This is a genomic window from Pseudomonas sp. H3_E04, from assembly GCF_054668915.1.
On record NZ_CP162797.1, the window covers coordinates 2,873,226 to 2,892,935 of the forward strand.

Below are 19,710 nucleotides of genomic sequence, written 5' to 3' on the forward strand. Positions count from 1 at the left end.
CTGTGGCGTTCACGAAATCCCTGTGGGAGCGAGCCTGCTCGCGAAGAGGCCCGCAACCACACTGCAAAAACTCAACCGCGCACCAGACTTCGCACCGCAACAATCTCCGGCACTTCAACCTTGCTCATGTAAACCCGTAACGGTTCGGTGATGTTGATCCGGTCGTCGATGTGTTGATCGAGCAGCAACTGAATCAACTCGCGCTTGAGCGTCATGGTGGTGTCTCCCACATTGGATCTGTAGCGTTCACAAAATCCCTGTGGGAGCGAGCCTGCTCGCGAAGAGGCCCGCAACCACACTGCAAAAACTCAACCGCGCACCAGACTCCGCACCGCCACAATCTCCGGCACTTCAACCTTGCTCATGTAAACCCGTAACGGTTCGGTGATGTTGATCCGGTCGTCGATGTGTTGATCGAGCAGCAACTGAATCAACTCGCGCTTGAGCGTCATGGTGGTGTCTCCCACATTGGATCTGTGGCGTTCACAAAATCCCTGTGGGAGCGAGCCTGCTCGCGAAGAGGCCTGCAACCACACTGCAAAAACTCAACCGCGCACCAGACTTCGCACCGCAACAATCTCCGGCACTTCAACCTTGCTCATGTACACCCGCAACGGTTCGGTGATGTTGATGCGCTCGTCGATGTGTTGATCGAGCAGCAACTGAATCAACTCGCGCTTGAGCGTTGCTCATGTACACCCGCAACGGTTCGGTGATGTTGATCCGGTCGTCGATGTGTTGATCGAGCAGCAACTGAATCAACTCGCGCTTGAGCGTCATGGTGGTGTCTCCCGCATTGGATCTGTAGCGTTCACAAAATCCCTGTGGGAGCGAGCCTGCTCGCGAAGAGGCCCGCAACCACACTGCAAAAACTCAACCCCGCACCAGACTTCGCACCGCAACAATCTCCGGCACTTCAACCTTGCTCATGTACACCCGCAACGGTTCGGTGATGTTGATGCGCTCGTCGATGTGTTGATCGAGCAGCAACTGAATCAACTCGCGCTTGAGCGTCATGGTGGTGTCTGACGTCGCTGCCCAGACGAATTCACTGGCCGCAATGATGCCGTCGTCGGCGACGTCCATGCCGAAGGAATCTTCGCTGAAGCGCACGATGTATTGACCGGTCTTGCGGTTGAGGCCGACGAAGCCTTTGAGATCGTCGGCGGCCTGGCAGATGAGTTGGGAGGTGATGCGCATGGTAAACCTCACGAAAGTTGATCGATGGTTTACACGCAGGGCAACGCAGCGGCGCGCCCTCTGCCGGGGCGTCTGCCGAGGGCAAGCGTACTGCAAACAGCGCCACAAAAGTGCAGGAAATTTCCGTTTTGCTCGGTTTATGTCGGTCTGGCGATAGCCCTGCGGCGCTTCAGTTGTTAAAAGGTACGTCTCGAAAAATACCTGCGAAAGGAACTCGACCATGCCTGCCACTTTTACCCGAAGCGCTCTGGTGCTGAGTCTGTTGTTCGGCCTCGGTCAGGCGCATGCCGCCAGCCACCCGGAGCCCAAGGCAATCGCTGCCGCCCATGGCATTCCGCATCCGGCGGTAATCGCCCACCGTGGCGCGTCGTTCGATGCTCCGGAATCCACCGCAGCGGCCTACAAACTGGCTCGTGACCTCGGCGCCGATTACCTGGAAATGGATTTGCAGCGCAGCAAGGACGGCGTGCTGTTCGCCCTGCACGATGACAACCTGCAACGCACCACTGACGTCGCCAGCAAATTCCCCGAGCGCAAGGACAGCCCGGCCACCGCGTTCACCATGGCCGAGCTGAAAACCCTCGATGCCGGCAGCTGGTTCAACACCAAGTACCCGGATCGCGCCCGCCCTTCCTACGCCGGGCTGAAAATTCTTACCCTCGATGAAATCATCGACATCGCCCGCGCCAACCCGCAGCACAAACCGGGCCTGTACATCGAAACCAAAGAGCCGCAGCTGTTTCCCGGCATCGAACATGACCTCAAGGAAAAACTCCAGGATCGCGGCTGGTTGAGCCCGGCCGGTTCGAAACTGGCGAAAAGTGCGCTGGGCGTCGGTCAGGGCAAAGGCAAGGTGATCCTGCAGACCTTCGATAAAAACAGCCTGCAATTGCTGGAAAAGGAAATGCCCCAGGTGCCGAAGATCCTGCTGTTGTGGGTCGGCGAAGGCAGCATCGAGCCCAAATCCGCCGTGACGTTTGCCGCGTCCGGTGAGAAAGACAAAAACGTTTTCTACGGCAAACAGGAACCGAAGTCGGAAGCTGAATTCAAGCAATGGGTCGATTACGCCAAAGCCCAGGGCGCGATCGGCACTGGTCCATCGGCGAAGCTGACCCATGGTGGTGACCAGAGCTATTCCGATCTGGTGCAGCCGTGGATGAATCAGTACACCCACGACCAAGGGATGCTGGTGCATGTTTATACGGTCGACGAGCCGGTGGACTACGAGAAAGTCATGGCGTCGGGGGTTGATGGCATCTTTACCAACCGCGCCAGTGAATTGCTCAAGTTTTATAAGCGTCCGGCTGTTGGCAGTGTTGACGAGGTATTGAAGAAGAACGGTTTCTAACCTGTTATCGAGTCGCCTGCTTCGCGAGCAGGCTCGCTCCCAAAAAGAGCAGTTTTATCGCGATGCAGAGATTTAAGGGAGAGTTAAGTTGCGCTGGTTAATCTGAACCCACTTACACAGATCAACCACTTCAACGCACTGCCAAGGAATGAACCGATGAAAACTTTGACTGCCCTGTTTACCGCCGCTGCCCTGACCCTCACCGCTGGCCTGGCTCAGGCTGATGTTCGCATTGACCAGATCCCGCAACTGGTCAAGGACGGCAAGATCAAGTCGCTGGAATCGATGAACGCCGAAGCACTGAAACTGCACCCGGGCGCAACGATTACCGATACCGACCTGGATAACCACTTCAACGGTTATGAGTACGAAGTTGAACTTAAAACCGCTGACGGCAAAGAGTTTGACGTAGACTTTGATGCCACCACCGGTAAAGTGCTGAGCAACAAGCAAGATACTTGATAGACCGCTGTTAAAGCGCCGCACGATTGAAAGATCGTGCGGCTTTTTTATGCCTGCCGTTAATCATGTGGAGCGAGCCTGCTCACGAAAGCGCAGCGTCAGCGACATCAATGTTGACTGTTCCAACGCCATCTCGAGCAGGCGAAGACCTACAAAAGTTGCCGGACGCCAGAACTCGCAATCAGGCACTCAACCGCGCCGTCACCTCATTCAACTGCCCCGACAACCCATGCAGATTCTGACTGGCACTTTCGGTGCGCTGCACGTTGTCCAGGTTGGTGCTGGCAATCGCGGTGATTTCAGTCAGGTTGCGCGAGATATCCTCGGCCACTGAAGTCTGCTCCTCAGCCGCCGTGGCGATCTGGCGGTTCATGTCGCGAATCGCCTCCACGGCCAAGGTGATGCGCTCCAGCATCGCGCCAGCCTGAGTCACCTGCTCAACGCTTTCGTCACTGCGCGCCTGGCCGCTCTCGATAGCCTGCGCGGCATCGACAGCCCCGGTCTGCACGTTCTGAATGATCTGGTTGATCTCGATGATCGACTCCGCCGTGCGCTGAGCGAGGTTGCGCACCTCATCGGCGACGACGGCAAAACCCCGCCCGGCCTCACCCGCCCGTGCCGCTTCAATGGCCGCGTTGAGCGCCAGCAGGTTGGTCTGTTCAGCGATGCCGCGAATCACTTCCAGCACCTTGCCGATACGGCCGCTGTCGGTCTCGAGGCGACGGATCACCGTGGCGGTGTTGGCGATTTCGCCGCGCATCTGCGTGATGGAATGGATGGTGGTCTGCATGACCTTTTCACCCTGCTGCGCCGACTGATCGGCATCGTCGGCAGCGCGCGCGGCATCGGCGGCGTGTCGGGCGACTTCCTGCGCCGTGGCGGACATTTCATTCATCGCCGTGGCCACTTGATCAGTGCGGTTGAATTGCTCGCTGGTGCCGCCGGCCATCGTCGTGGCGATGGCGTTCAACTCGCCGCTGGCGCTGTCCAGATCACTGGCGCTGCGTTGCAACCGAGTGAAGGTGTCCGCCAGAAAATCGCGCAGAGTGTTTGCTGCGGCGGCAAGGTTGCCCAGCTCATCGCGACGCTCGCTGACAACGCGCTCGGCCAACTGCCCACGGCTCAAGCGGGAGACGTAATCGATGAGGTTGCGGATCGGCTCGATCAGGTTGCGGCTGACCAGCCACAGGCTCAGCAGACCGATCAGCAAGCCTGACGCGAGCATCACCAACAGACCCAGCCACACGGTGCGATCGGCGCCGGCACTGATCAATGCCGATTGCTCGGTGCCCTGCTTGCGCAGCTCGGCAACCAACGCGCTCATCTGTTCACTGGTGGCGCGGTCGACGCCTTTGACCGCAGCGTCGCCGGCGCTCGGATCACCACCGGCAGCGACGTAGGCATCGCGGCCTTTCTGATAGGCCGCGCCCAACTGGCGATGCTCTTCGCGCAAGCGTTCGATACGTGATTTGAGATTGGCCTCGATGCCTTTCTGGCCGGCCAGTTCGCCGAGAATGTTCTGCACGTCGCGCTGGCGCTCTTCGAACTGGCTCCAGTATTTCGCCAGATCCGCCGGTTGCTTACCGCGCAGCAGGACGTTTTTCCACTCCTGCACCTGCACTTTGAATTGCAGGTTGGCTTCATCGATCAGTTGCGAAGTGTGCAACGGGCCAGCAATCAACTGGCTGTAGCTTTGCACGCCATTGGAGAGGAAATGGAAACAGGCCAGCGCGATCAACAGCATCGCCAACAGACTGCCGCTCAGCAGGGCGAGAATTTGCGCTCTCAGGGATTTTTGCAGCATTGCAAGGTACTCGAAGCAGGGATGAGCACGCCCGAGCGGACGTGAAAAATGGCCGGACTTCCCTGTCGTCGCACCGTGGCAAAAAGCCAATGGCGCGCAACCTAACTCACCTGAGATCGGCGCGCCAGAGCCTTCCTTGAGAAACTTCCGACGGCCGGTAACACATTGATTTGACGTCTTTTTGCTGTCACAAAACGGTCATGTTGGCTTGCGATGATGCCGCTCAGGTGAACCTGAAAATCCTGCCCCAGACACCCTCCTCGCAGCGAGCCGCCATGAACCACAGCCTCGATATCAGCCATCGCGATCCGGACCTGTTTGGCTTGCTCTACGGCTTTCGTTTTCTGCCCGGTGAGCGCGGGCGAGAGCTCGATTCGGCGACGGCTTTGCGCTGTTTGCAGGATGACAGCGACAGCGGCGAATTTCTCTGGCTGCACTTAAATCTGGCCCATGCCGCATGCGAGCGCTGGATGAAAAGTCATCTGCAATTGCCCGAGGAGTTTTTCGAAGCGCTGCACGAAGGTTCGCGTTCAACGCGCATCGAGCACGTCGATTCGGCGCTGCTGGCGGTGGTCAACGATGTGGTGTTCAACCTCAGCAGCATGGTCTCCTCGGATGTGTCGACGCTGTGGGTCTGCGTGCGCAGCAAACTCATCGTCAGCGCGCGCCTGCAACCGCTGCACTCGGTGGACAAGTTGCGCTCGTCGGTGAAGGCCGGCGAATGCTTTCGCTCGCCCTCGGAACTGCTCGTGCATCTGCTGCGCGATCAGGGCGAAGTGCTGACGCAGATCGTGCGCAAGACCAGCCTGAGTGTCGATCAGGTCGAAGACGAATTGCTCTCCTCGCGCCTGTCGACCAACCGCGCCGAACTCGGTGCCAATCGCCGCGTGCTGGTGCGTCTGCAACGGCTGCTGGCGCTGGAGCCGGGTTCGCTGCTGCGCCTGCTCAATCGTCCGCCGCCGTGGTTGCAGAAGGAGGACGTCAAGGAGTTGCGCAAATCCACCGAGGAGTTTGCGCTGATCATCAACGACCTCACCGCCCTCGGCGAGCGGATCAAACTGTTGCAGGAAGAGATCGCCGCCAACCTCAACGAACAAAGCAACCGCACGCTGTTCACCCTGACGGTGGTGACGGTGCTGGCCTTGCCGATCAACATCATTGCCGGTTTTTTCGGGATGAATGTGGGGGGTGTACCGCTGTCCCAGGACCCGCATGGGTTTTGGGTGCTGGTCGCGCTGGTGGCGACGTTCACGGTGATCGCCGGACGCTGGGCGTTTCGCAAGCGTGGGGATTATTGATTTCACATGCACCGAAGATTCCTGTGGGAGCGGGCTTGCTCGCGAAGGCGGTGTGTCAGGTGATACAGATGCGTCTGACACACCGCCTTCGCGAGCAAGCCCGCTCCCACATTTGAATCGGTTTGGGTCAGTCAGAGCGTTGAGCGGACCACATCGCTGAGCCAATCCATAAACACCCGCACCCGCAGCGGCAAATGTCGTTGGCGCGCATACAACAATGAAATCGCCATCGGCGGTGCGGTGTATTGCGGCAGTACGGTCAGCAGTTGGCCATTTTCCAGATGCGGTTGCATGCCGGTGCGCGGTACCTGGGTCAGGCCGAAACCGCCCAGGCACGCCGCTTCGTAGGCATCGGTGCTGTTGACCGTGACACTGCCAGCCATCGCCACGCGCCGCACCTCGCCGTTTTCCTCATAGACGAACCCCTCCGAACGCGAGCCCAGTACGCCGACGTAATGCACCAGCCGATGCTGCGCCAGATCCTCCAGCGACTGCGGCACGCCGTAGCGTTGCAGATAAGCGGGACTGGCGCAGTTGACCATCGGGAAATCGCCGAGATGCCGGGCGACCACCGACTGATCCGGCTGCGCGCCGATGCGCAACACGCAGTCGAAACCCTCGCTGAGCAGATCGACACGGCGATCGGTGCTGCTGATTTCCATCTGCAGATTCGGGTGGCGATCCATGAATTCCGGCAGGCGCGGCATGATCAATCGTCGCGCGAGGATGTTCGGCATATCAACGCGGATGCGCCCGGTCAGCGACGCCTCGTCCTGACGGAACAACCCTTCGATCTCATCCATGTGCGAAAGCAAGTCCTTGCTGCGCTCATACAGCACCAGGCCGTCCTGAGTGGCCTGCACCTTGCGCGTGGTGCGCTGCAACAGCCGCGTGCCGAGCAAGGCTTCGAGTGCCTGCACTTGCTCGGACACGGTGGAACGCGGCAGGCCGAGGCTTTCACCGGCAAGGGTGAAACTCGACAGTTCGCTGACCCTGACGAATGTTCGCAGCAGTTCAAGTTTGTTCATGAAAAGCCCCGGTGATTGTTCGGCTGACCCGATCAGTGATTCCGCTTTTGCTGTGTTTATCACCTCAGGGCGGATAAATAAACTTCTTCCATCCCCACTCAACGCAATCGAGGAAGTCCGCATGAATCGCAAAATCGCATTGATCACTGGCGCCAGTCGTGGCCTCGGCCGAAGCGCCGCCCTGCACCTCGCCGCGCAAGGCATCGACATCATCGGCACCTATAACAGCCGCGCTGACGAAGCGCAGACTCTGGTCAGCGAATTACAGGCACTCGGCGCGAACGCGGCGATGCTGCAACTGGACGTCGGCCGCAGCGAAAACTTCACCGCGTTTGCCGCGCAGGTTGAACAGGTATTGGGGCAAACCTTTGAGCGCCAGCGCTTTGATTTCCTGATCAACAATGCCGGCATCGGCGTGCACGCGCTGTTCAGCGAAACCACGCCGGAGCAGTTCGATCTGCTGATGAACGTACAGTTGAAAGGACCGTTTTTCCTGACTCAGCAACTGCTGCCACTGATCAACGACGGTGGGCGCATCGTCAATGTCTCCAGTGGCCTGACCCGCTTCAGCCTGCCGGGGTACAGCGCTTATGCGGCAATGAAAGGTGCGATGGAAGTGCTGACCCGCTATCAGGCGAAGGAGCTTGGCGCGCGGCAGATTGGCGTGAACATTCTGGCGCCGGGTGCGATTGAAACCGATTTTGGCGGCGGCGCGGTGCGCGACAACAGCGCTGTCAACGCGATGGTTGCGAGCAACACTGCGCTGGGTCGTGTGGGGCTGCCGGATGATATTGGCGGGGCATTGGCGCTGCTGCTGTCAGAGGGCGGACAGTGGATCAACGGTCAGCGGGTCGAGGCATCCGGCGGCATGTTTCTCTGACTTCAAACACCGAATCTGCAGGAGCTGCCGAAAGCTCGGGCCGCGATCGGACGATCTTTTGACTTTGATTTTTCAAAAACAAGATCAAAAGATCGCAGCGTTCCGCAGCTCCTACAGGAGGATCGGCGTCAGGTTCCATAGGTGCGGCGGGCGATGAAGCGCTCGCGCAGCACGTCATAACCCCAGTGATAGACATAGGTGTACGGCAGGAAGAACAGCAGCACGCCGATGTCGAGCAACAACGCCTGCCACAGGCTGACCGACAGCCACCAGGCAATCAGCGGCACGCCCATCACGATCAGCCCACCTTCGAACAGCAACGCATGCACTACACGGACCCACGCGTTGTGCGCGAGATTCATCCGCGCCAATGCACGGTCGAAAAAACGGTTGAACACCACGTTCCACGCCAGCGCCAACAGCGCAATCAGTACGGTCACGGCGCCCATGTCGAGCAGCGGCTTTTGCATGATCCATGCGAGCAGCGGCGTGCAGATCAGGATTGCGAGAAACTCGAAACCAACCGCCTGGAAAACACGTTCGGTGATGGACTTGTGGGCAGTCATGGCTTGACTCCTTGTTTGACGACGGTTGCCATGATCCAACCGAATACCGATACTTCATAACCAATAACCATCGATCAGGGCGATAGTTCATGGCTTCCCAGGAAGTGCTGCTGGCGTTTGTCCAGGCGGCGACGCAAGGCTCGTTTTCCGCAGCGGCGCGTAAATTGGGCCGCAGTCAATCGACCATCAGCGCGGCGGTCGCCAGTCTGGAAATCGATCTTGACCTGCAACTGTTCGACCGCAGCAGCCGCAAACCGACACTCACCCCTGCCGGCCACGTGATGCTGCAGAAAGCCGAGGCGATTCTGGCCGCGACCAGTCGCCTGGAAATGAGCGCACGGCAATTGGCCCAAGGTGTGGAACCGAAGCTGACCGTGGCGATTTCCGATACCTATCAGTCGTATCGTTTCGAGGCGGCACTGGTGGGTTTCGAGCAGCGTTACCCGGAGCTGGAGCTGGAATGTCTGATTGCCGAATGTGACGACCTGATCGAACTGGTGCAGCGCGGTCGAGCGCATCTGGCCTTCGCGGAAATGCAGGACAACTACCCGCCGGACCTGGTGACCTCGACCGTGGCCGAGCGCACGGAGATTGCCCTGTTCGTCAGCCGCGAGCATCCGTTGGCCAAGCTTGAGCATGTCGACCAGCAGATCCTCGAGCAACATCGCGAGTTGCGCCTGGCGACCATCGTCAATCCATATGACAGCCGTGGTAAAGGCCGGGTATGGTCGGCGCCGAGTTATCTGATGTTGCTGGAGATGGCTGAAAAAGGCTTTGGCTGGGCACCGTTGCCAAGGTGGCTGGTGCAGCGTTATGCCAATGATTCGCTGATTGAACTGAATGTGCGCGGCTGGCCGAAACCGGTGTTTGTCGACGCCCTGTGGTCGCGCTTGTATCCGCCGGGGCCGGCGGGGAGTTGGTTGCTCAGCAAGATGCTTGAATAAGCGGTGCTGCCATTCGCGAGCAGGCTCGCTCCCACACTTGAAATGCGCTCGCCTGTGGGAGCGAGCCTTCCAAAAAGAGGAATGCAATCACCTGTGGGAGCGAGCCTGCTCGCGAAAGGGCCAGCCGCACCGACTCAGCTTCCAGATCAACCCAGGCCCCTCAGTCGCCCCTCGATAAACCGCCGCTCCGGCGCCTGCCGCGTCAGCTCCAGCGCGCGAAGATAAGCGCTACGCGCCTCCTCGACCCGCCCCAACTGCCGGCAAAACTCCGCCCGCGCCGAATGCGCCAAGTGGTAATCCTGCAACTCCCCTCGCGCCAAAATCCCTTCAATCAACAACAATCCCGCCAACGCTCCATCACGCTTGGCCAACGCCACCGCCCGGTTCAACTCGATCACCGGCGACGGCACCGCGCGCAGCAAGACGTCATACAGACCGACAATCTGCTCCCAGTCCGTTTCTGCCGCCGACGGCGCTTCGGCATGCACCGCTGCAATCGCCGCTTGCAGGCAATACGGCCCGAACCTGCGGGTAGTCAGCGCGCGCTCCACCAGCGCGCAGCCTTCGGCCATCAACCCGGCATCCCACAACGAGCGATCCTGATCGTCGAGCAACACCAGTTCACCGCTCGGCGAGGTGCGTGCCGGGCGGCGTGATTCGTGCAGCAGCATCAGCGCCAGCAAACCCATGACTTCCGGCTCCGGCAGCAACTCCATCAGCAAGCGCCCCAGCCGAATCGCTTCGCGCGTCAGGTCCTCGCGGGTCAGCTCGGCGCCGACCGAAGCCGAATAGCCTTCGTTGAACACCAGATAAATCACCCGCAACACGCTGTCGAGGCGCTCGGGTAATTCGTTCAGAGTGGGCACTTGATAAGGGATTTTCGCGTCGCGGATCTTGGCTTTGGCGCGGACGATGCGCTGGGCAATCGCCGCCGGCGCCGAGAGAAAAGCACGGGCGATTTCCTCGGTGGTGAGGTCGCAGACTTCGCGCAAGGTCAGCGGCACCTGCGCATCTGCGGCCAGTGCCGGGTGGCAGCAGGTGAAGATCAGCCGCAAGCGATCGTCTTCCACGTCTTCGCCACTCCAGTCAGCCTGTTCCAGCTCATCGAGCTGCGCCAGCAGCAACGGTTGCGACGCCTTGAACCGCGCGCGCCGACGCAACACATCGATGGCTTTGAAACGCCCGGTCGAGACCAGCCAGGTACGCGGGTTATCCGGCACGCCGTCGCGCTGCCAGCGCTCGACCGCGACGAAGAACGCCTCGTGCAAGGCCTCTTCGGCGAGGTCGAAATCACCGAGCAGGCGGATCAGCGTGGCCAGAATCCGCCGCGAATCCTCGCGGTAGACCTGCTCGACCCGCGCCCTGACGTCAGACATTCAACTGCCGCACCGGGCGCACTTCAACGCTACCGACCCGGGCTGCCGGAATGTTGCCGGCAACCTGGATGGCTTCGTTGAGATCCTTGGCATCGATCAGGTAGAAACCGGCCAGTTGCTCTTTGGTTTCAGCGAAAGGCCCGTCGGTGATCGACACCTTGCCGTTGCGCATGCGTACCGTGGTGGCGGTCTCCACCGATTCCAGCGCTTCGGCGGCGATCATCCGCCCGCTGCCCTGAATCGACTCGGCGTAGGCCCAGCATTCGGCGTCCTCCGGGCTGTCAGGCGAGGTGTGCAGCAGGCGTTCATCGCTGTAGACCAGGCATAGGTATTTCATGGTGATCTCCTGATTCGAACGGATCAACTATGGCTGAAGATCAGGGGGTTACATCAAACAGCGTCGCGCCGCTCATCGGATCGAACGGTGCCGACCAATGCTCGTGGGCAATCTTCCACGCCCCGCCGACCTGCCGATAACATGCAGTCACGCGCATCCAGCAGCTCTGGGTTTCACCCTTGTCGTTGGTGCCGCCGCAATTGGCCACCCAGTGCGCGAAAGCGATGTTGTCGGCGCTTTCGATGGCGATTTCGTGGAACTCGAAGATGTGCGGGCCGGGGCACATTTCCATGCACTCGACCCAGTGCGCGCGGTACGCCGCTTTGCCTTTGAATTGCAGGGCCTTGATCGCATCGAACGAGACGATGTCGTCGGCGTACAGGGCCATGACTTTCTCGACGTCCTTGGCCATCACTGCTTCGCGGTAGGTGTTGATCAGGGTCTGGATTTCACTTTGTGCGCTCATGGTGTTCTCCGTGGTTTTTGTTGTGAAGACACCTTTAGTCGTTTGCCCAATGCGCAGATCGACAGGGCAAACAAAAAAAATTCACCGACGACAATGTCGCTAGAATCCTAGGTTCACTCCTTGTAGGAAAAAGGAAATTCCCGTGTCAGCTCAACTCGTGCCTTACGACAGCCTCAGCCCTTTGCAGCGTGAGCAAGTCGCGGCGATTGAAATCCACCCCGAGCAAATCAAGTTCTCCGGTGACATCCACGGAGCCTTGCACACCCTGCTGTCGAAACCCGGCCCCGGCGTGAAAGGTTTTGCCCTGCTGGCGGACGACGTACCGGTGGCGTTTCTGCTGCTCAAGCGCCCGCCGGTATTGCCCGACTGGGCCGACGAACACAGCGCCACATTGCATGCTCTGCAGGTCGATCGGCGCGCGCAAGGCAAAGGCTACGGCAAGGCCTGCCTGCAAGCACTGCCCGCAATCGCGCGCCAGACCTGGCCGGGAATCAGGGGGCTGGAATTGTCAGTGGATGCCGACAATGAGGCGGCGATTGCGTTGTACGCCAAGCATGGCTACGTCGACAGCGGCGAAGCGTACAAGGGCCGGATCGGTTACGAGCGGCGGATGGGGCTGTTTTTCTAGATCGTAGAGGGATGCAGGATGATCGATTCAATCGAAGCACTGGAAGCCATTTACGGCGAACCCCACGAACGTGCCGTGCGCAAGCAGATCGGCTTTCTCAACGAGGATTATCAAGCGATGGTACGGCTGTCGCCGCTGGTGATCGTCAGCTCGATCGGCGCCGACGGCCTGGACAATTCGCCGCGCGGTGACAAGGCCGGGTTCGTGCGGATTCTGGACGAACGCACATTGGCCTTGCCGGATCGCCCGGGCAACAACCGCATCGATACTCTGCGCAATGTGCTGCACGATTCGCGGGTGTCGCTGCTGTTCATCATTCCCGGGATCGGCGAGACATTGCGGGTCAATGGCACGGCCTTGATCAGCGCTGAACCGGCAATGCTTGAGAGTTTTGCGGTGAATGGCAAACCGGCGAAAACCGTGTTGCTGGTGACGGTGGACGCAGCGTTCTTTCACTGCTCGAAAGCCTTTGTGCGCTCGGATGCGTGGAATCCCGAAACGCACCAGCCGCGCTCGGCGCTGCCGTCTGCTGGCGCGTTTCACAAGCGCCTGAATGATGGCCAGTTCGACGCCGACACCTACGATCGTGAAGCGCCGAAACGGGTGCTCGATAGCCTCTACTGACCCACCGCAATCTAATGTGGTAGCGGGCTTGCTCGCGAAGGCGGTGTGTCATGTAAATTGATGTTGATTGACCCAGCGCTTTCGCGAGCAAGCCCGCTCCCACAAGGGATCTCCACGGGCCGTTACAGGGTCAGGATCATCTCGTGCCACGCCATGCCGCCGTGGTCGGATTCGGACGGTTTGATGTAGGCAAAACCGAAACCTGCGTATAGCGCGATGTGCTGTTCCTTGCACATCAGATGAATTGTCGCTTTGTCCATGGCGCGCATGCGCTCGATGAACTCGCCGAGCAGACGCTTGGCCAGGCCCTGCCCTTGGTAATCCGGGTCCACCACCACCGACATGATCACCACGTTCGGGCCTTTCGGGTCGTGGCCGATCAGTTCCTTGAAGGCCTCGTCGGACATCTGCACGTCAAACGCCGCGCCGGAATTGATGAAACCGGCGACCACGCCGTCCACCTCGGCGACGATGAAGCCGTCCGGCCAGGTGGCGATGCGCGTGGCGATCTTTTCGCGGGTGGCGGCTTCGTCGCCTTCATAGGCGACGGTTTCGATGGCGTAGCAGCGGTCGAGGTCGGCGGCGCTGACGTTGCGGATCACGGTGTTCATGGCAACTCAAAAATCTGTGCAAACAAGGCCCGCCAGCATAAAGCAGAAACACCGGGGCCGACATGCTCCGCCTCCATTGTTACGCCGCTCAGGCCTTGATCGGCAGCCAGACTTCCAGCGTGCCAGTGTTGAGTTTCGGGTTGTAATCCTCGCTGTAGCGCTCGAATTCCGGGGCGTCCGCCGCTTCGTAACCGGACTGCGGCAGCCAAGTATTCCAGATGTACTGGAAGGTGTCGGGGAGTTGCGTCAGTGATCCCTTGTGCTCGAACACTGCGTATTGCTGCGGTTGGATTTCAACCCAGCGGTATTTTTCAGGCAGGTCGTCGAGTTTGTCGATCTGCACACCGGCGATGTATTCGAAACCGCCCTCACCGTCCGCGTTGCAGCAAACGCCGTAGGTCACTTCGTTGACTTGCGCGGGGATTTTTCCCAAGTGCGGGATCAGTTTTTCCCACAACGCGGGAATGTCTTCGGTGGTTTGCTGAGTGAATCGCCCGCCGAAACCGGCAATCAGCAGAAACTGCCCATGTTCGAAGCGAGGTTCGGCTATTTCGACGCGTTTCTGTTCATCCATGACGCGACTCCTCAGAACGGAAAAGTGGGTTCGGCTGGGAGTATAGAAAGCCCGACCCGTTTCGCACGTTTACAGCGAATGCAACTGCTCGACGGCGCCCGAGCCGACAAACTCGTTGTATCCGGAAACGATCACGTAGACCGCGAAATAGCAGAAGATCGCCGCCGATGCCAGATAGGAGTAGCGCAGCAGCTTGTCGCCCAGCAGCTTGCCGCCATGGCTCGCCGCGAAGCACAGACCGGCCGACCACAGCAGCCCGGCGCAAAGAAAGCCGCCCAAAAACAGCGCCGAACTCAACGGACCGCCGCCACCGGATCGGGCGATCAACGTACCGCCGACAGCAGCAAACCAGAGAATCGCACTGGGCGACGACATGGCGAGAAAGATGCCGCGAAAGAATTCCTTGCGATGGGAGTTCTGCCCCACTTCCGCCGTTTCAGCCAGCAGCGCTTCATGGTGAATCGCCGAGTAAATCATCTTCGCCGCGAAGTAGATCAGCAGCGCCGAGCCGCCAATCCACAGCACCCAACGCACGGTTTCGTACTGCAGCAGCACCGTCATGCCGGCCAGCGCCAGCACCGCATAGATCAGGTCGCCGACGCAGGTGCCCAGGCCCAGGGCGAAGCCTTGAAAGTAGCCGCGCTGCATGGCCAGGGTGATCATCGCGATATTGGCTACGCCGATGTCCAGGCACAGCGAAAGGCTCAGCAAGAAGCCGCTGGTGAATTCCATTGACCGATTTTCCTTGAAAAAAATGTTTACAACCGCGCTGGACAGTATGCCATCACTGCCCTTATCTTCCGCCACAGGTCACCGCAGTGACCAGCGTCGCTCGGACGGTTCCGGGCGCTTACGTTATCCGAGGCAACAATGGCCGAACAAGGTTCGCCGCGCCGCTTTGCGCGCATAGATCGACTCCCTCCTTACGTGTTCAACATCACCGCCGAGCTGAAAATGGCCGCTCGCCGCCGTGGTGAAGACATCATCGACCTGAGCATGGGCAATCCCGACGGCGCCACGCCGCCGCACATTGTCGAAAAACTGGTGCAGGTCGCCCAACGCGAAGACACCCACGGTTACTCGACGTCCAAAGGCATTCCGCGCCTGCGCCGGGCGATTTCCAACTGGTACAAGCAGCGCTACGAAGTCGATATCGACCCGGAAAGCGAAGCCATTGTCACCATCGGTTCCAAGGAAGGCCTGGCGCATTTGATGCTGGCGACACTGGACCAGGGCGACACGGTGCTGGTGCCGAACCCGAGCTATCCGATTCACATCTACGGCGCGGTGATTGCCGGCGCTCAGGTGCGTTCGGTGCCGCTGGTGCCGGGGGTGGATTTCTTCGATGAGCTGGAGCGGGCCATTCGCGGCTCGATCCCCAAGCCGAAAATGATGATCCTCGGCTTCCCGTCGAACCCGACCGCGCAGTGCGTGGAACTGGATTTCTTCGAGCGGGTGATCGCCCTCGCCAAGCAGTACGACGTTCTGGTGGTGCACGATCTGGCTTACGCCGACATCGTTTACGACGGCTGGAAAGCGCCGTCGATCATGCAGGTACCGGGGGCCAAGGACATTGCGGTGGAGTTTTTCACCCTGTCCAAGAGCTACAACATGGCCGGCTGGCGCATCGGTTTCATGGTCGGCAACCCGGAACTGGTCAGCGCGCTGGCGCGGATCAAGAGCTACCACGACTACGGCACCTTCACACCGCTGCAAGTGGCGGCGATTGCCGCACTGGAAGGCGATCAGCAATGCGTGCGCGACATCGCCGAGCAGTATCGTCAGCGTCGCAACGTGCTGGTGAAGGGCCTGCATGAACTGGGCTGGATGGTCGAGAACCCGAAAGCGTCGATGTATGTCTGGGCGAAGATTCCCCAGGCGTATGCGCATCTGGGCTCGCTGGAGTTTGCCAAGAAACTGCTGGCCGAAGCCAAGGTCTGCGTCTCGCCGGGGGTTGGCTTTGGTGAGTACGGCGATGACCACGTGCGCTTCGCGCTGATCGAAAACCAGGACCGCATCCGCCAGGCCGTGCGCGGGATTCGCGGGATGTTCCGCGCGGATGGGTTAGTTAGCAAATAACTGACACACATCCCCTGTAGGAGCTGCCGAAGGCTGCGATCTTTTGATCTTGTTTTTTACAATCAAAAGATCGCAGCCTCGTTTCACTCGACAGCTCCTACAGGTGCCGTGTTTACAAGTTCATTACCCACAAAAAAACCGCATCGCTGCGGTTTTTTTGTGCCTGCAAACGGCCGCTTAAACGAACAGCGACAACAGCAGGATGAAGCCCAGGCCCACTACCGACAGAATGGTTTCCATCGCGGTCCAGGTCTTGAAGGTTTCGGCCACGGTCATGTTGAAGTACTGCTTGACCAGCCAGAAACCGGCGTCGTTGACGTGGGACAGAATCAGCGAGCCGGCGCCGGTGGCCAACACCAGCAGCTCACGGTTGACGCCCGGAATCATGCCGACAACCGGCACCACAATACCCGCGCCAGTGATGGTCGCCACAGTGGCCGAACCGGTGGCGATACGAATCACCGCCGCCACCAGCCATGCCAGCAGGATCGGCGAGATCTGCGCGCTGACCGCCATGTGGCCGATCACGTCACCCACGCCGCTGGTCACCAGCATCTGCTTGAAGCCACCGCCCGCACCAATGATCAGAATGATCGCAGCGGTAGGCGCCAGGCTTGCGTCGAGCCATTTGAGCATTTGGTTGGAACCGATGCCCTGCTTGTAGCCGAAGGTGTACAGCGACAGCAGCAACGCCAGCAGCAGTGCGGAGATCGGGTGACCGATCATGTCCATCCAGATGCGGAAGAAGTTGCCGTCCGGCAGCGCCACGTCAGCGAAGGTTTTCAGCAGCATCAGGAACACCGGCAGCAGCACGGTGACCAGGGTGATGCTGAAGCTTGGCAGGTTGGCCGAATCGTTTTCACGGGCCAGTTGATCGACCAGCTCCTGATTCGGGTGACCCGGAATGTGCTTGGCGATGAAGGTACCGAAGATCGGACCGGCAATGATTGCGGTAGGCAGCGCGACGATCAGACCGTAAAGAATGGTCTTGCCGATATCAGCGCCGAACACGCCAATGGCCAGCAGCGGGCCCGGGTGCGGCGGCACCAGACCGTGCACCGCTGAGAGGCCGGCGAGCAGCGGTATACCGATCTTGATGATCGACACACCGGTGCGCCGCGCAACGATGAACACCAGCGGAATCAGGAGCACGAAGCCGATTTCGAAGAACAGCGGAATGCCCACCAGGAACGCAGCGAACATCATCGCCCACTGGACCTTATCCTTGCCGAAGGCGCGGATCAGGGTCTGGGCAATCTGATCGGCGCCGCCGGATTCGGCCATCATCTTGCCGAGCATGGTGCCCAGGGCGAGGATGATGCCGACGAAACCGAGCACGCCACCGAAGCCGTCCTGGAACGCCTTGATGATGGTATTGATCGGCATGCCCGAGGTCAGGCCGAGGAACGCGGCGGCGATGGTCAGGGCAATGAAGGGGTGAATCTTGAATTTGGTGATCAGGATAATCAGGCCGATTACCGTGACCACCGCATCGAGCAGCAGGAACGTCTCGTGGGACATGCCAAACATGGGGGGTGTCTCCTGGATTGTTGTTGTTATTAAAGCGGGTTGAACAGAAGTCGGGAGGACAGCGCTGTCTTTTTCAACATACTCATACCGCCTGTTTCAGACCGTTGGCCTGCCACCAGACGTGAGCCTCGGATGCCAGTTCTTCAACGCTGTGGATCGAAGCATTCAACGCCAACGTCAGCGGCTCGCCCTTGGGCGATTCGAGGGTGGCGAACTGGCTTTCGATCAACGTCGCCGGCATGAAGTGGCCCGGACGGTGGGACACACGTTCAGCGGCGACTTCAGGGGTCAATTCAAGAAACACGAAGCCCAGGCCCGGCAAGGCACTGCGCAGACGTTCGCGATAGCTGTGTTTAAGGGCGGAGCAGGTCAACACCGGGCGTTGGCCTTTGGCATCGACGCGACGCAGTTCATCGCACAGGCTGTCGAGCCAGCCAGCGCGGTCTTCGTCGTTCAGGGGGATCCCCGCGCTCATCTTTTCGATGTTCGCGGCCGGATGGAAAGTATCGCCTTCAATGGCAGTGGCGCCGCTCAATTGGCACAGGGCCTCGCTGACGCACGTCTTGCCGCAACCGGCAACGCCCATGATGACCAGGGCGGTGATGGGATGACTCATATAACACCTCAGCGCGCAGACAGCGCTACCTTTGCTAGCTATGACTCTAGTGCACAGGCAGAAGTTGCCGACGCCTTCTTGTCGTTTTTTTGGGTTGCAGCAGGTTTGTTCCCGACGCCAAAAAGCACAGATCAGGCAGGACCGCGCTCACGCATTTGCAGCTGCATCAGGACAGCGCTACCTTAGTGCCTTGATTTTTGTTTGGCAAGCCGCCCGATGACCTCCCCCAAGAACGATAAAAATACCCGCACCACCGGCCGTCCGACCCTCAATGAAGTAGCCCGCCTGGCCGGCGTCAGCCCGATCACTGCCTCGCGCGCCTTGCGCGGGGTCAGCACGGTGGCCACCGAACTGGTGGAAAAAGTGCAGAAAGCCGCGCTCGAACTCAACTACGTGGTCAACCCCGCCGCCCGCGCACTGGCCTCGGCGCAGAGCCATTCGGTGGTGGTGCTGGTGCCGTCGCTGTCCAACCTGCTGTTCATCGACACCCTGGAAGCCATTCATCGGGTGCTGACGCCCAAGGGCTTCGAAGTACTGATCGGCAACTTCCACTATTCGCGCGATGAAGAAGAAAACCTGCTGCGCAACTACATGGCCTATCAGCCGCGCGGCTTTTTGCTGACCGGGTTTGATCGCACGGAAAGTTCGCGGCGGATGATCGAGGCCAGCAATATTCCCTGCGTGTACATGATGGAGCTGGACAGCGCCGCCGGGGTCAATTGCGTGGGTTTTTCGCAGTTGAGCGCCGGGGAGACCGCCGCCGAACACCTTCTATCTCGCGGGCGCAAGCGCTTGGCCTACATCGGCGCGCAGCTGGATCAGCGCACCTTGTTGCGCGGTGAGGGTTTCCGCAAGGCATTACAGAAGGCTGGCCGCTATGACCCGGATCTGGAAGTGCTGACGCCGCGTGCTTCGTCGGTGGGCTTGGGCGGCGAGTTGTTCCTGCAATTGCTGGCGGCGCATCCGGACGTCGATGCGATTTTCTTTGGTAACGATGACCTGGCCCAGGGCGCGCTGCTGGAAGCGTTGCGCAACGGCATCAAAATTCCCGAACAGATTGCGATTCTGGGGTTCAACGATCTGCCGATGTCCGAGCACATGGTGCCGCGCCTGAGCAGCATCAACACCCCGCGCGAGGCGATCGGCCGGCGCGCGGCGGAGCAGATGCTGACGTTGATGGTGGGTAACAAAGTGGCGCGGCCGGTCGAGGATATGGGCTTTGAGCTGAAGGTTCGCGAGAGTACCTGAAACTCACGCGATCCCCTGTAGGAGCTGCCGAAGGCTGCGATCTTTTGATTTTGCTTTCAAGAACAAGATCAAAAGATCGCAGCCTTCGGCA

The 19,710-nt window shown here is 59.7% G+C and carries 21 protein-coding genes and 5 pseudogenes; 9 read left to right on the top strand and 17 right to left on the bottom strand.

Annotated elements, in window-relative coordinates; genetic code table 11:
* Window positions 1–71: 71 nt before the first annotated feature.
* From AB4N53_RS12875 to AB4N53_RS12895, 5 genes and pseudogenes are all read right to left on the bottom strand, one after another.
* Window positions 72–218, bottom strand: a pseudogene (locus AB4N53_RS12875) (DUF2025 family protein); the annotation flags it as partial.
* Between the two features lie 90 nt (window positions 219–308).
* A pseudogene (locus AB4N53_RS12880) lies at window positions 309–455 on the bottom strand (DUF2025 family protein); the annotation flags it as partial.
* A 90-nt stretch (window positions 456–545) separates the two neighbouring features.
* A pseudogene (locus AB4N53_RS12885) lies at window positions 546–686 on the bottom strand (DUF2025 family protein); the annotation flags it as partial.
* A gap of 46 nt (window positions 687–732) precedes the next feature.
* A pseudogene (locus tag AB4N53_RS12890) lies at window positions 733–780 on the bottom strand (DUF2025 family protein); the annotation flags it as partial.
* A gap of 93 nt (window positions 781–873) precedes the next feature.
* Window positions 874–1,200 carry a DUF2025 family protein gene (locus AB4N53_RS12895; RefSeq protein WP_460120891.1) on the bottom strand — a complete coding sequence of 109 codons (327 nt, stop codon included), beginning with the start codon at window positions 1,198–1,200 and terminating at the stop codon, window positions 874–876.
* Window positions 1,201–1,420: 220 nt separating this feature from the next.
* Here AB4N53_RS12895 and AB4N53_RS12900 point away from each other — a divergent pair, with 220 nt between their 5' ends.
* Together AB4N53_RS12900 and AB4N53_RS12905 are read left to right on the top strand one after the other, a co-directional pair.
* Window positions 1,421–2,548: a glycerophosphodiester phosphodiesterase gene (locus AB4N53_RS12900; RefSeq protein ID WP_460120893.1), complete on the top strand. Its 1,128-nt coding sequence runs from the start codon at window positions 1,421–1,423 to the stop codon at window positions 2,546–2,548.
* Between the two features lie 156 nt (window positions 2,549–2,704).
* The gene (locus AB4N53_RS12905) at window positions 2,705–3,010 is read left to right on the top strand and encodes a PepSY domain-containing protein (RefSeq protein ID WP_030142484.1); all 306 of its coding nucleotides are present in this window, start codon (window positions 2,705–2,707) and stop codon (window positions 3,008–3,010) included.
* 181 nt (window positions 3,011–3,191) lie between these two features.
* Here the strand turns inward: AB4N53_RS12905 and AB4N53_RS12910 are convergent, their stop codons facing one another.
* Window positions 3,192–3,959 (bottom strand): methyl-accepting chemotaxis protein, encoded by a 768-nt coding sequence (locus AB4N53_RS12910; RefSeq protein ID WP_408005036.1) that lies wholly within the window; start codon window positions 3,957–3,959, stop codon window positions 3,192–3,194.
* A 165-nt stretch (window positions 3,960–4,124) separates the two neighbouring features.
* Window positions 4,125–4,814 (bottom strand): annotated as a pseudogene (locus AB4N53_RS12915) (methyl-accepting chemotaxis protein); the annotation flags it as partial.
* Between the two features lie 275 nt (window positions 4,815–5,089).
* Between AB4N53_RS12915 and AB4N53_RS12920 the strand changes: the two are divergent.
* Complete coding sequence (locus tag AB4N53_RS12920; RefSeq protein ID WP_460120897.1) at window positions 5,090–6,112, top strand: transporter; 1,023 nt, start codon at window positions 5,090–5,092, stop codon at window positions 6,110–6,112.
* Between the two features lie 131 nt (window positions 6,113–6,243).
* On the opposite strand, the gene AB4N53_RS12925 is transcribed toward AB4N53_RS12920, so the two are convergent.
* Window positions 6,244–7,140, bottom strand: coding sequence for a LysR family transcriptional regulator (locus AB4N53_RS12925; protein WP_460120899.1), 897 nt, complete (start codon window positions 7,138–7,140; stop codon window positions 6,244–6,246).
* Window positions 7,141–7,261: 121 nt separating this feature from the next.
* On the opposite strand from AB4N53_RS12925, the gene AB4N53_RS12930 reads away from it, so the two are divergent.
* Window positions 7,262–8,020: an SDR family NAD(P)-dependent oxidoreductase gene (locus AB4N53_RS12930; RefSeq protein WP_460120901.1), complete on the top strand. Its 759-nt coding sequence runs from the start codon at window positions 7,262–7,264 to the stop codon at window positions 8,018–8,020.
* 128 nt (window positions 8,021–8,148) lie between these two features.
* On the opposite strand, the gene AB4N53_RS12935 is transcribed toward AB4N53_RS12930, so the two are convergent.
* On the bottom strand, window positions 8,149–8,586 hold the full coding sequence (locus tag AB4N53_RS12935; RefSeq protein WP_460120903.1) for a multidrug/biocide efflux PACE transporter: 438 nt from the start codon (window positions 8,584–8,586) through the stop codon (window positions 8,149–8,151).
* 89 nt (window positions 8,587–8,675) lie between these two features.
* Between AB4N53_RS12935 and AB4N53_RS12940 the strand changes: the two genes are divergently transcribed.
* A complete protein-coding gene (locus AB4N53_RS12940; protein ID WP_460120906.1) occupies window positions 8,676–9,530 on the top strand; it encodes a LysR family transcriptional regulator in 855 nt (284 codons plus the stop codon).
* Between the two features lie 146 nt (window positions 9,531–9,676).
* Here AB4N53_RS12940 and AB4N53_RS12945 read toward each other — a convergent pair whose 3' ends face one another.
* The 3 genes from AB4N53_RS12945 to AB4N53_RS12955 are packed head-to-tail and all read right to left on the bottom strand — an operon-like array spanning window position 9,677 to window position 11,709.
* Window positions 9,677–10,906: an RNA polymerase sigma factor gene (locus AB4N53_RS12945; RefSeq protein ID WP_460120909.1), complete on the bottom strand. Its 1,230-nt coding sequence runs from the start codon at window positions 10,904–10,906 to the stop codon at window positions 9,677–9,679.
* Window positions 10,899–11,243, bottom strand: coding sequence for a YciI family protein (locus AB4N53_RS12950; protein WP_039758054.1), 345 nt, complete (start codon window positions 11,241–11,243; stop codon window positions 10,899–10,901). The genes AB4N53_RS12945 and AB4N53_RS12950 overlap by 8 nt, the downstream gene beginning before the upstream one ends.
* Before the next feature lie 40 nt (window positions 11,244–11,283).
* A complete protein-coding gene (locus AB4N53_RS12955; protein ID WP_024014040.1) occupies window positions 11,284–11,709 on the bottom strand; it encodes a YybH family protein in 426 nt (141 codons plus the stop codon).
* A gap of 142 nt (window positions 11,710–11,851) precedes the next feature.
* On the opposite strand from AB4N53_RS12955, the gene AB4N53_RS12960 reads away from it, so the two are divergent.
* Window positions 11,852–12,337, top strand: a complete 486-nt coding sequence (locus tag AB4N53_RS12960) for a GNAT family N-acetyltransferase (protein ID WP_460120911.1) — start codon at window positions 11,852–11,854, stop codon at window positions 12,335–12,337.
* Between the two features lie 18 nt (window positions 12,338–12,355).
* On the top strand, window positions 12,356–12,961 hold the full coding sequence (locus tag AB4N53_RS12965; RefSeq protein ID WP_460120913.1) for a pyridoxamine 5'-phosphate oxidase family protein: 606 nt from the start codon (window positions 12,356–12,358) through the stop codon (window positions 12,959–12,961).
* 122 nt (window positions 12,962–13,083) lie between these two features.
* On the opposite strand, the gene AB4N53_RS12970 is transcribed toward AB4N53_RS12965, so the two are convergent.
* The 3 genes from AB4N53_RS12970 to AB4N53_RS12980 all read right to left on the bottom strand — a co-directional run bounded on the left by AB4N53_RS12970 (window position 13,084) and on the right by AB4N53_RS12980 (window position 14,878).
* Window positions 13,084–13,572, bottom strand: coding sequence for a GNAT family N-acetyltransferase (locus AB4N53_RS12970; RefSeq protein WP_460120915.1), 489 nt, complete (start codon window positions 13,570–13,572; stop codon window positions 13,084–13,086).
* Window positions 13,573–13,660: 88 nt separating this feature from the next.
* A complete protein-coding gene (locus tag AB4N53_RS12975) occupies window positions 13,661–14,146 on the bottom strand; it encodes a GyrI-like domain-containing protein (RefSeq protein WP_460120917.1) in 486 nt (161 codons plus the stop codon).
* 69 nt (window positions 14,147–14,215) lie between these two features.
* Entirely contained in the window at window positions 14,216–14,878 is a 663-nt protein-coding gene (locus AB4N53_RS12980; RefSeq protein ID WP_016773553.1) for a LysE family translocator, read from the bottom strand.
* A 138-nt stretch (window positions 14,879–15,016) separates the two neighbouring features.
* Here AB4N53_RS12980 and alaC point away from each other — a divergent pair, with 138 nt between their 5' ends.
* Window positions 15,017–16,225 (top strand): alanine transaminase, encoded by a 1,209-nt coding sequence (alaC, locus tag AB4N53_RS12985; protein ID WP_460120920.1) that lies wholly within the window; start codon window positions 15,017–15,019, stop codon window positions 16,223–16,225.
* A 177-nt stretch (window positions 16,226–16,402) separates the two neighbouring features.
* Here the strand turns inward: alaC and AB4N53_RS12990 are convergent, their stop codons facing one another.
* Together AB4N53_RS12990 and AB4N53_RS12995 are read right to left on the bottom strand one after the other, a co-directional pair.
* Complete coding sequence (locus tag AB4N53_RS12990; protein WP_016773551.1) at window positions 16,403–17,755, bottom strand: GntP family permease; 1,353 nt, start codon at window positions 17,753–17,755, stop codon at window positions 16,403–16,405.
* An 82-nt stretch (window positions 17,756–17,837) separates the two neighbouring features.
* Window positions 17,838–18,371 carry a gluconokinase gene (locus tag AB4N53_RS12995; RefSeq protein WP_460120922.1) on the bottom strand — a complete coding sequence of 178 codons (534 nt, stop codon included), beginning with the start codon at window positions 18,369–18,371 and terminating at the stop codon, window positions 17,838–17,840.
* 216 nt (window positions 18,372–18,587) lie between these two features.
* Between AB4N53_RS12995 and gntR the strand changes: the two genes are divergently transcribed.
* Window positions 18,588–19,619, top strand: coding sequence for an HTH-type transcriptional regulator GntR (gene gntR / locus AB4N53_RS13000; protein ID WP_460120924.1), 1,032 nt, complete (start codon window positions 18,588–18,590; stop codon window positions 19,617–19,619).
* Window positions 19,620–19,710: the final 91 nt, after the last annotated feature.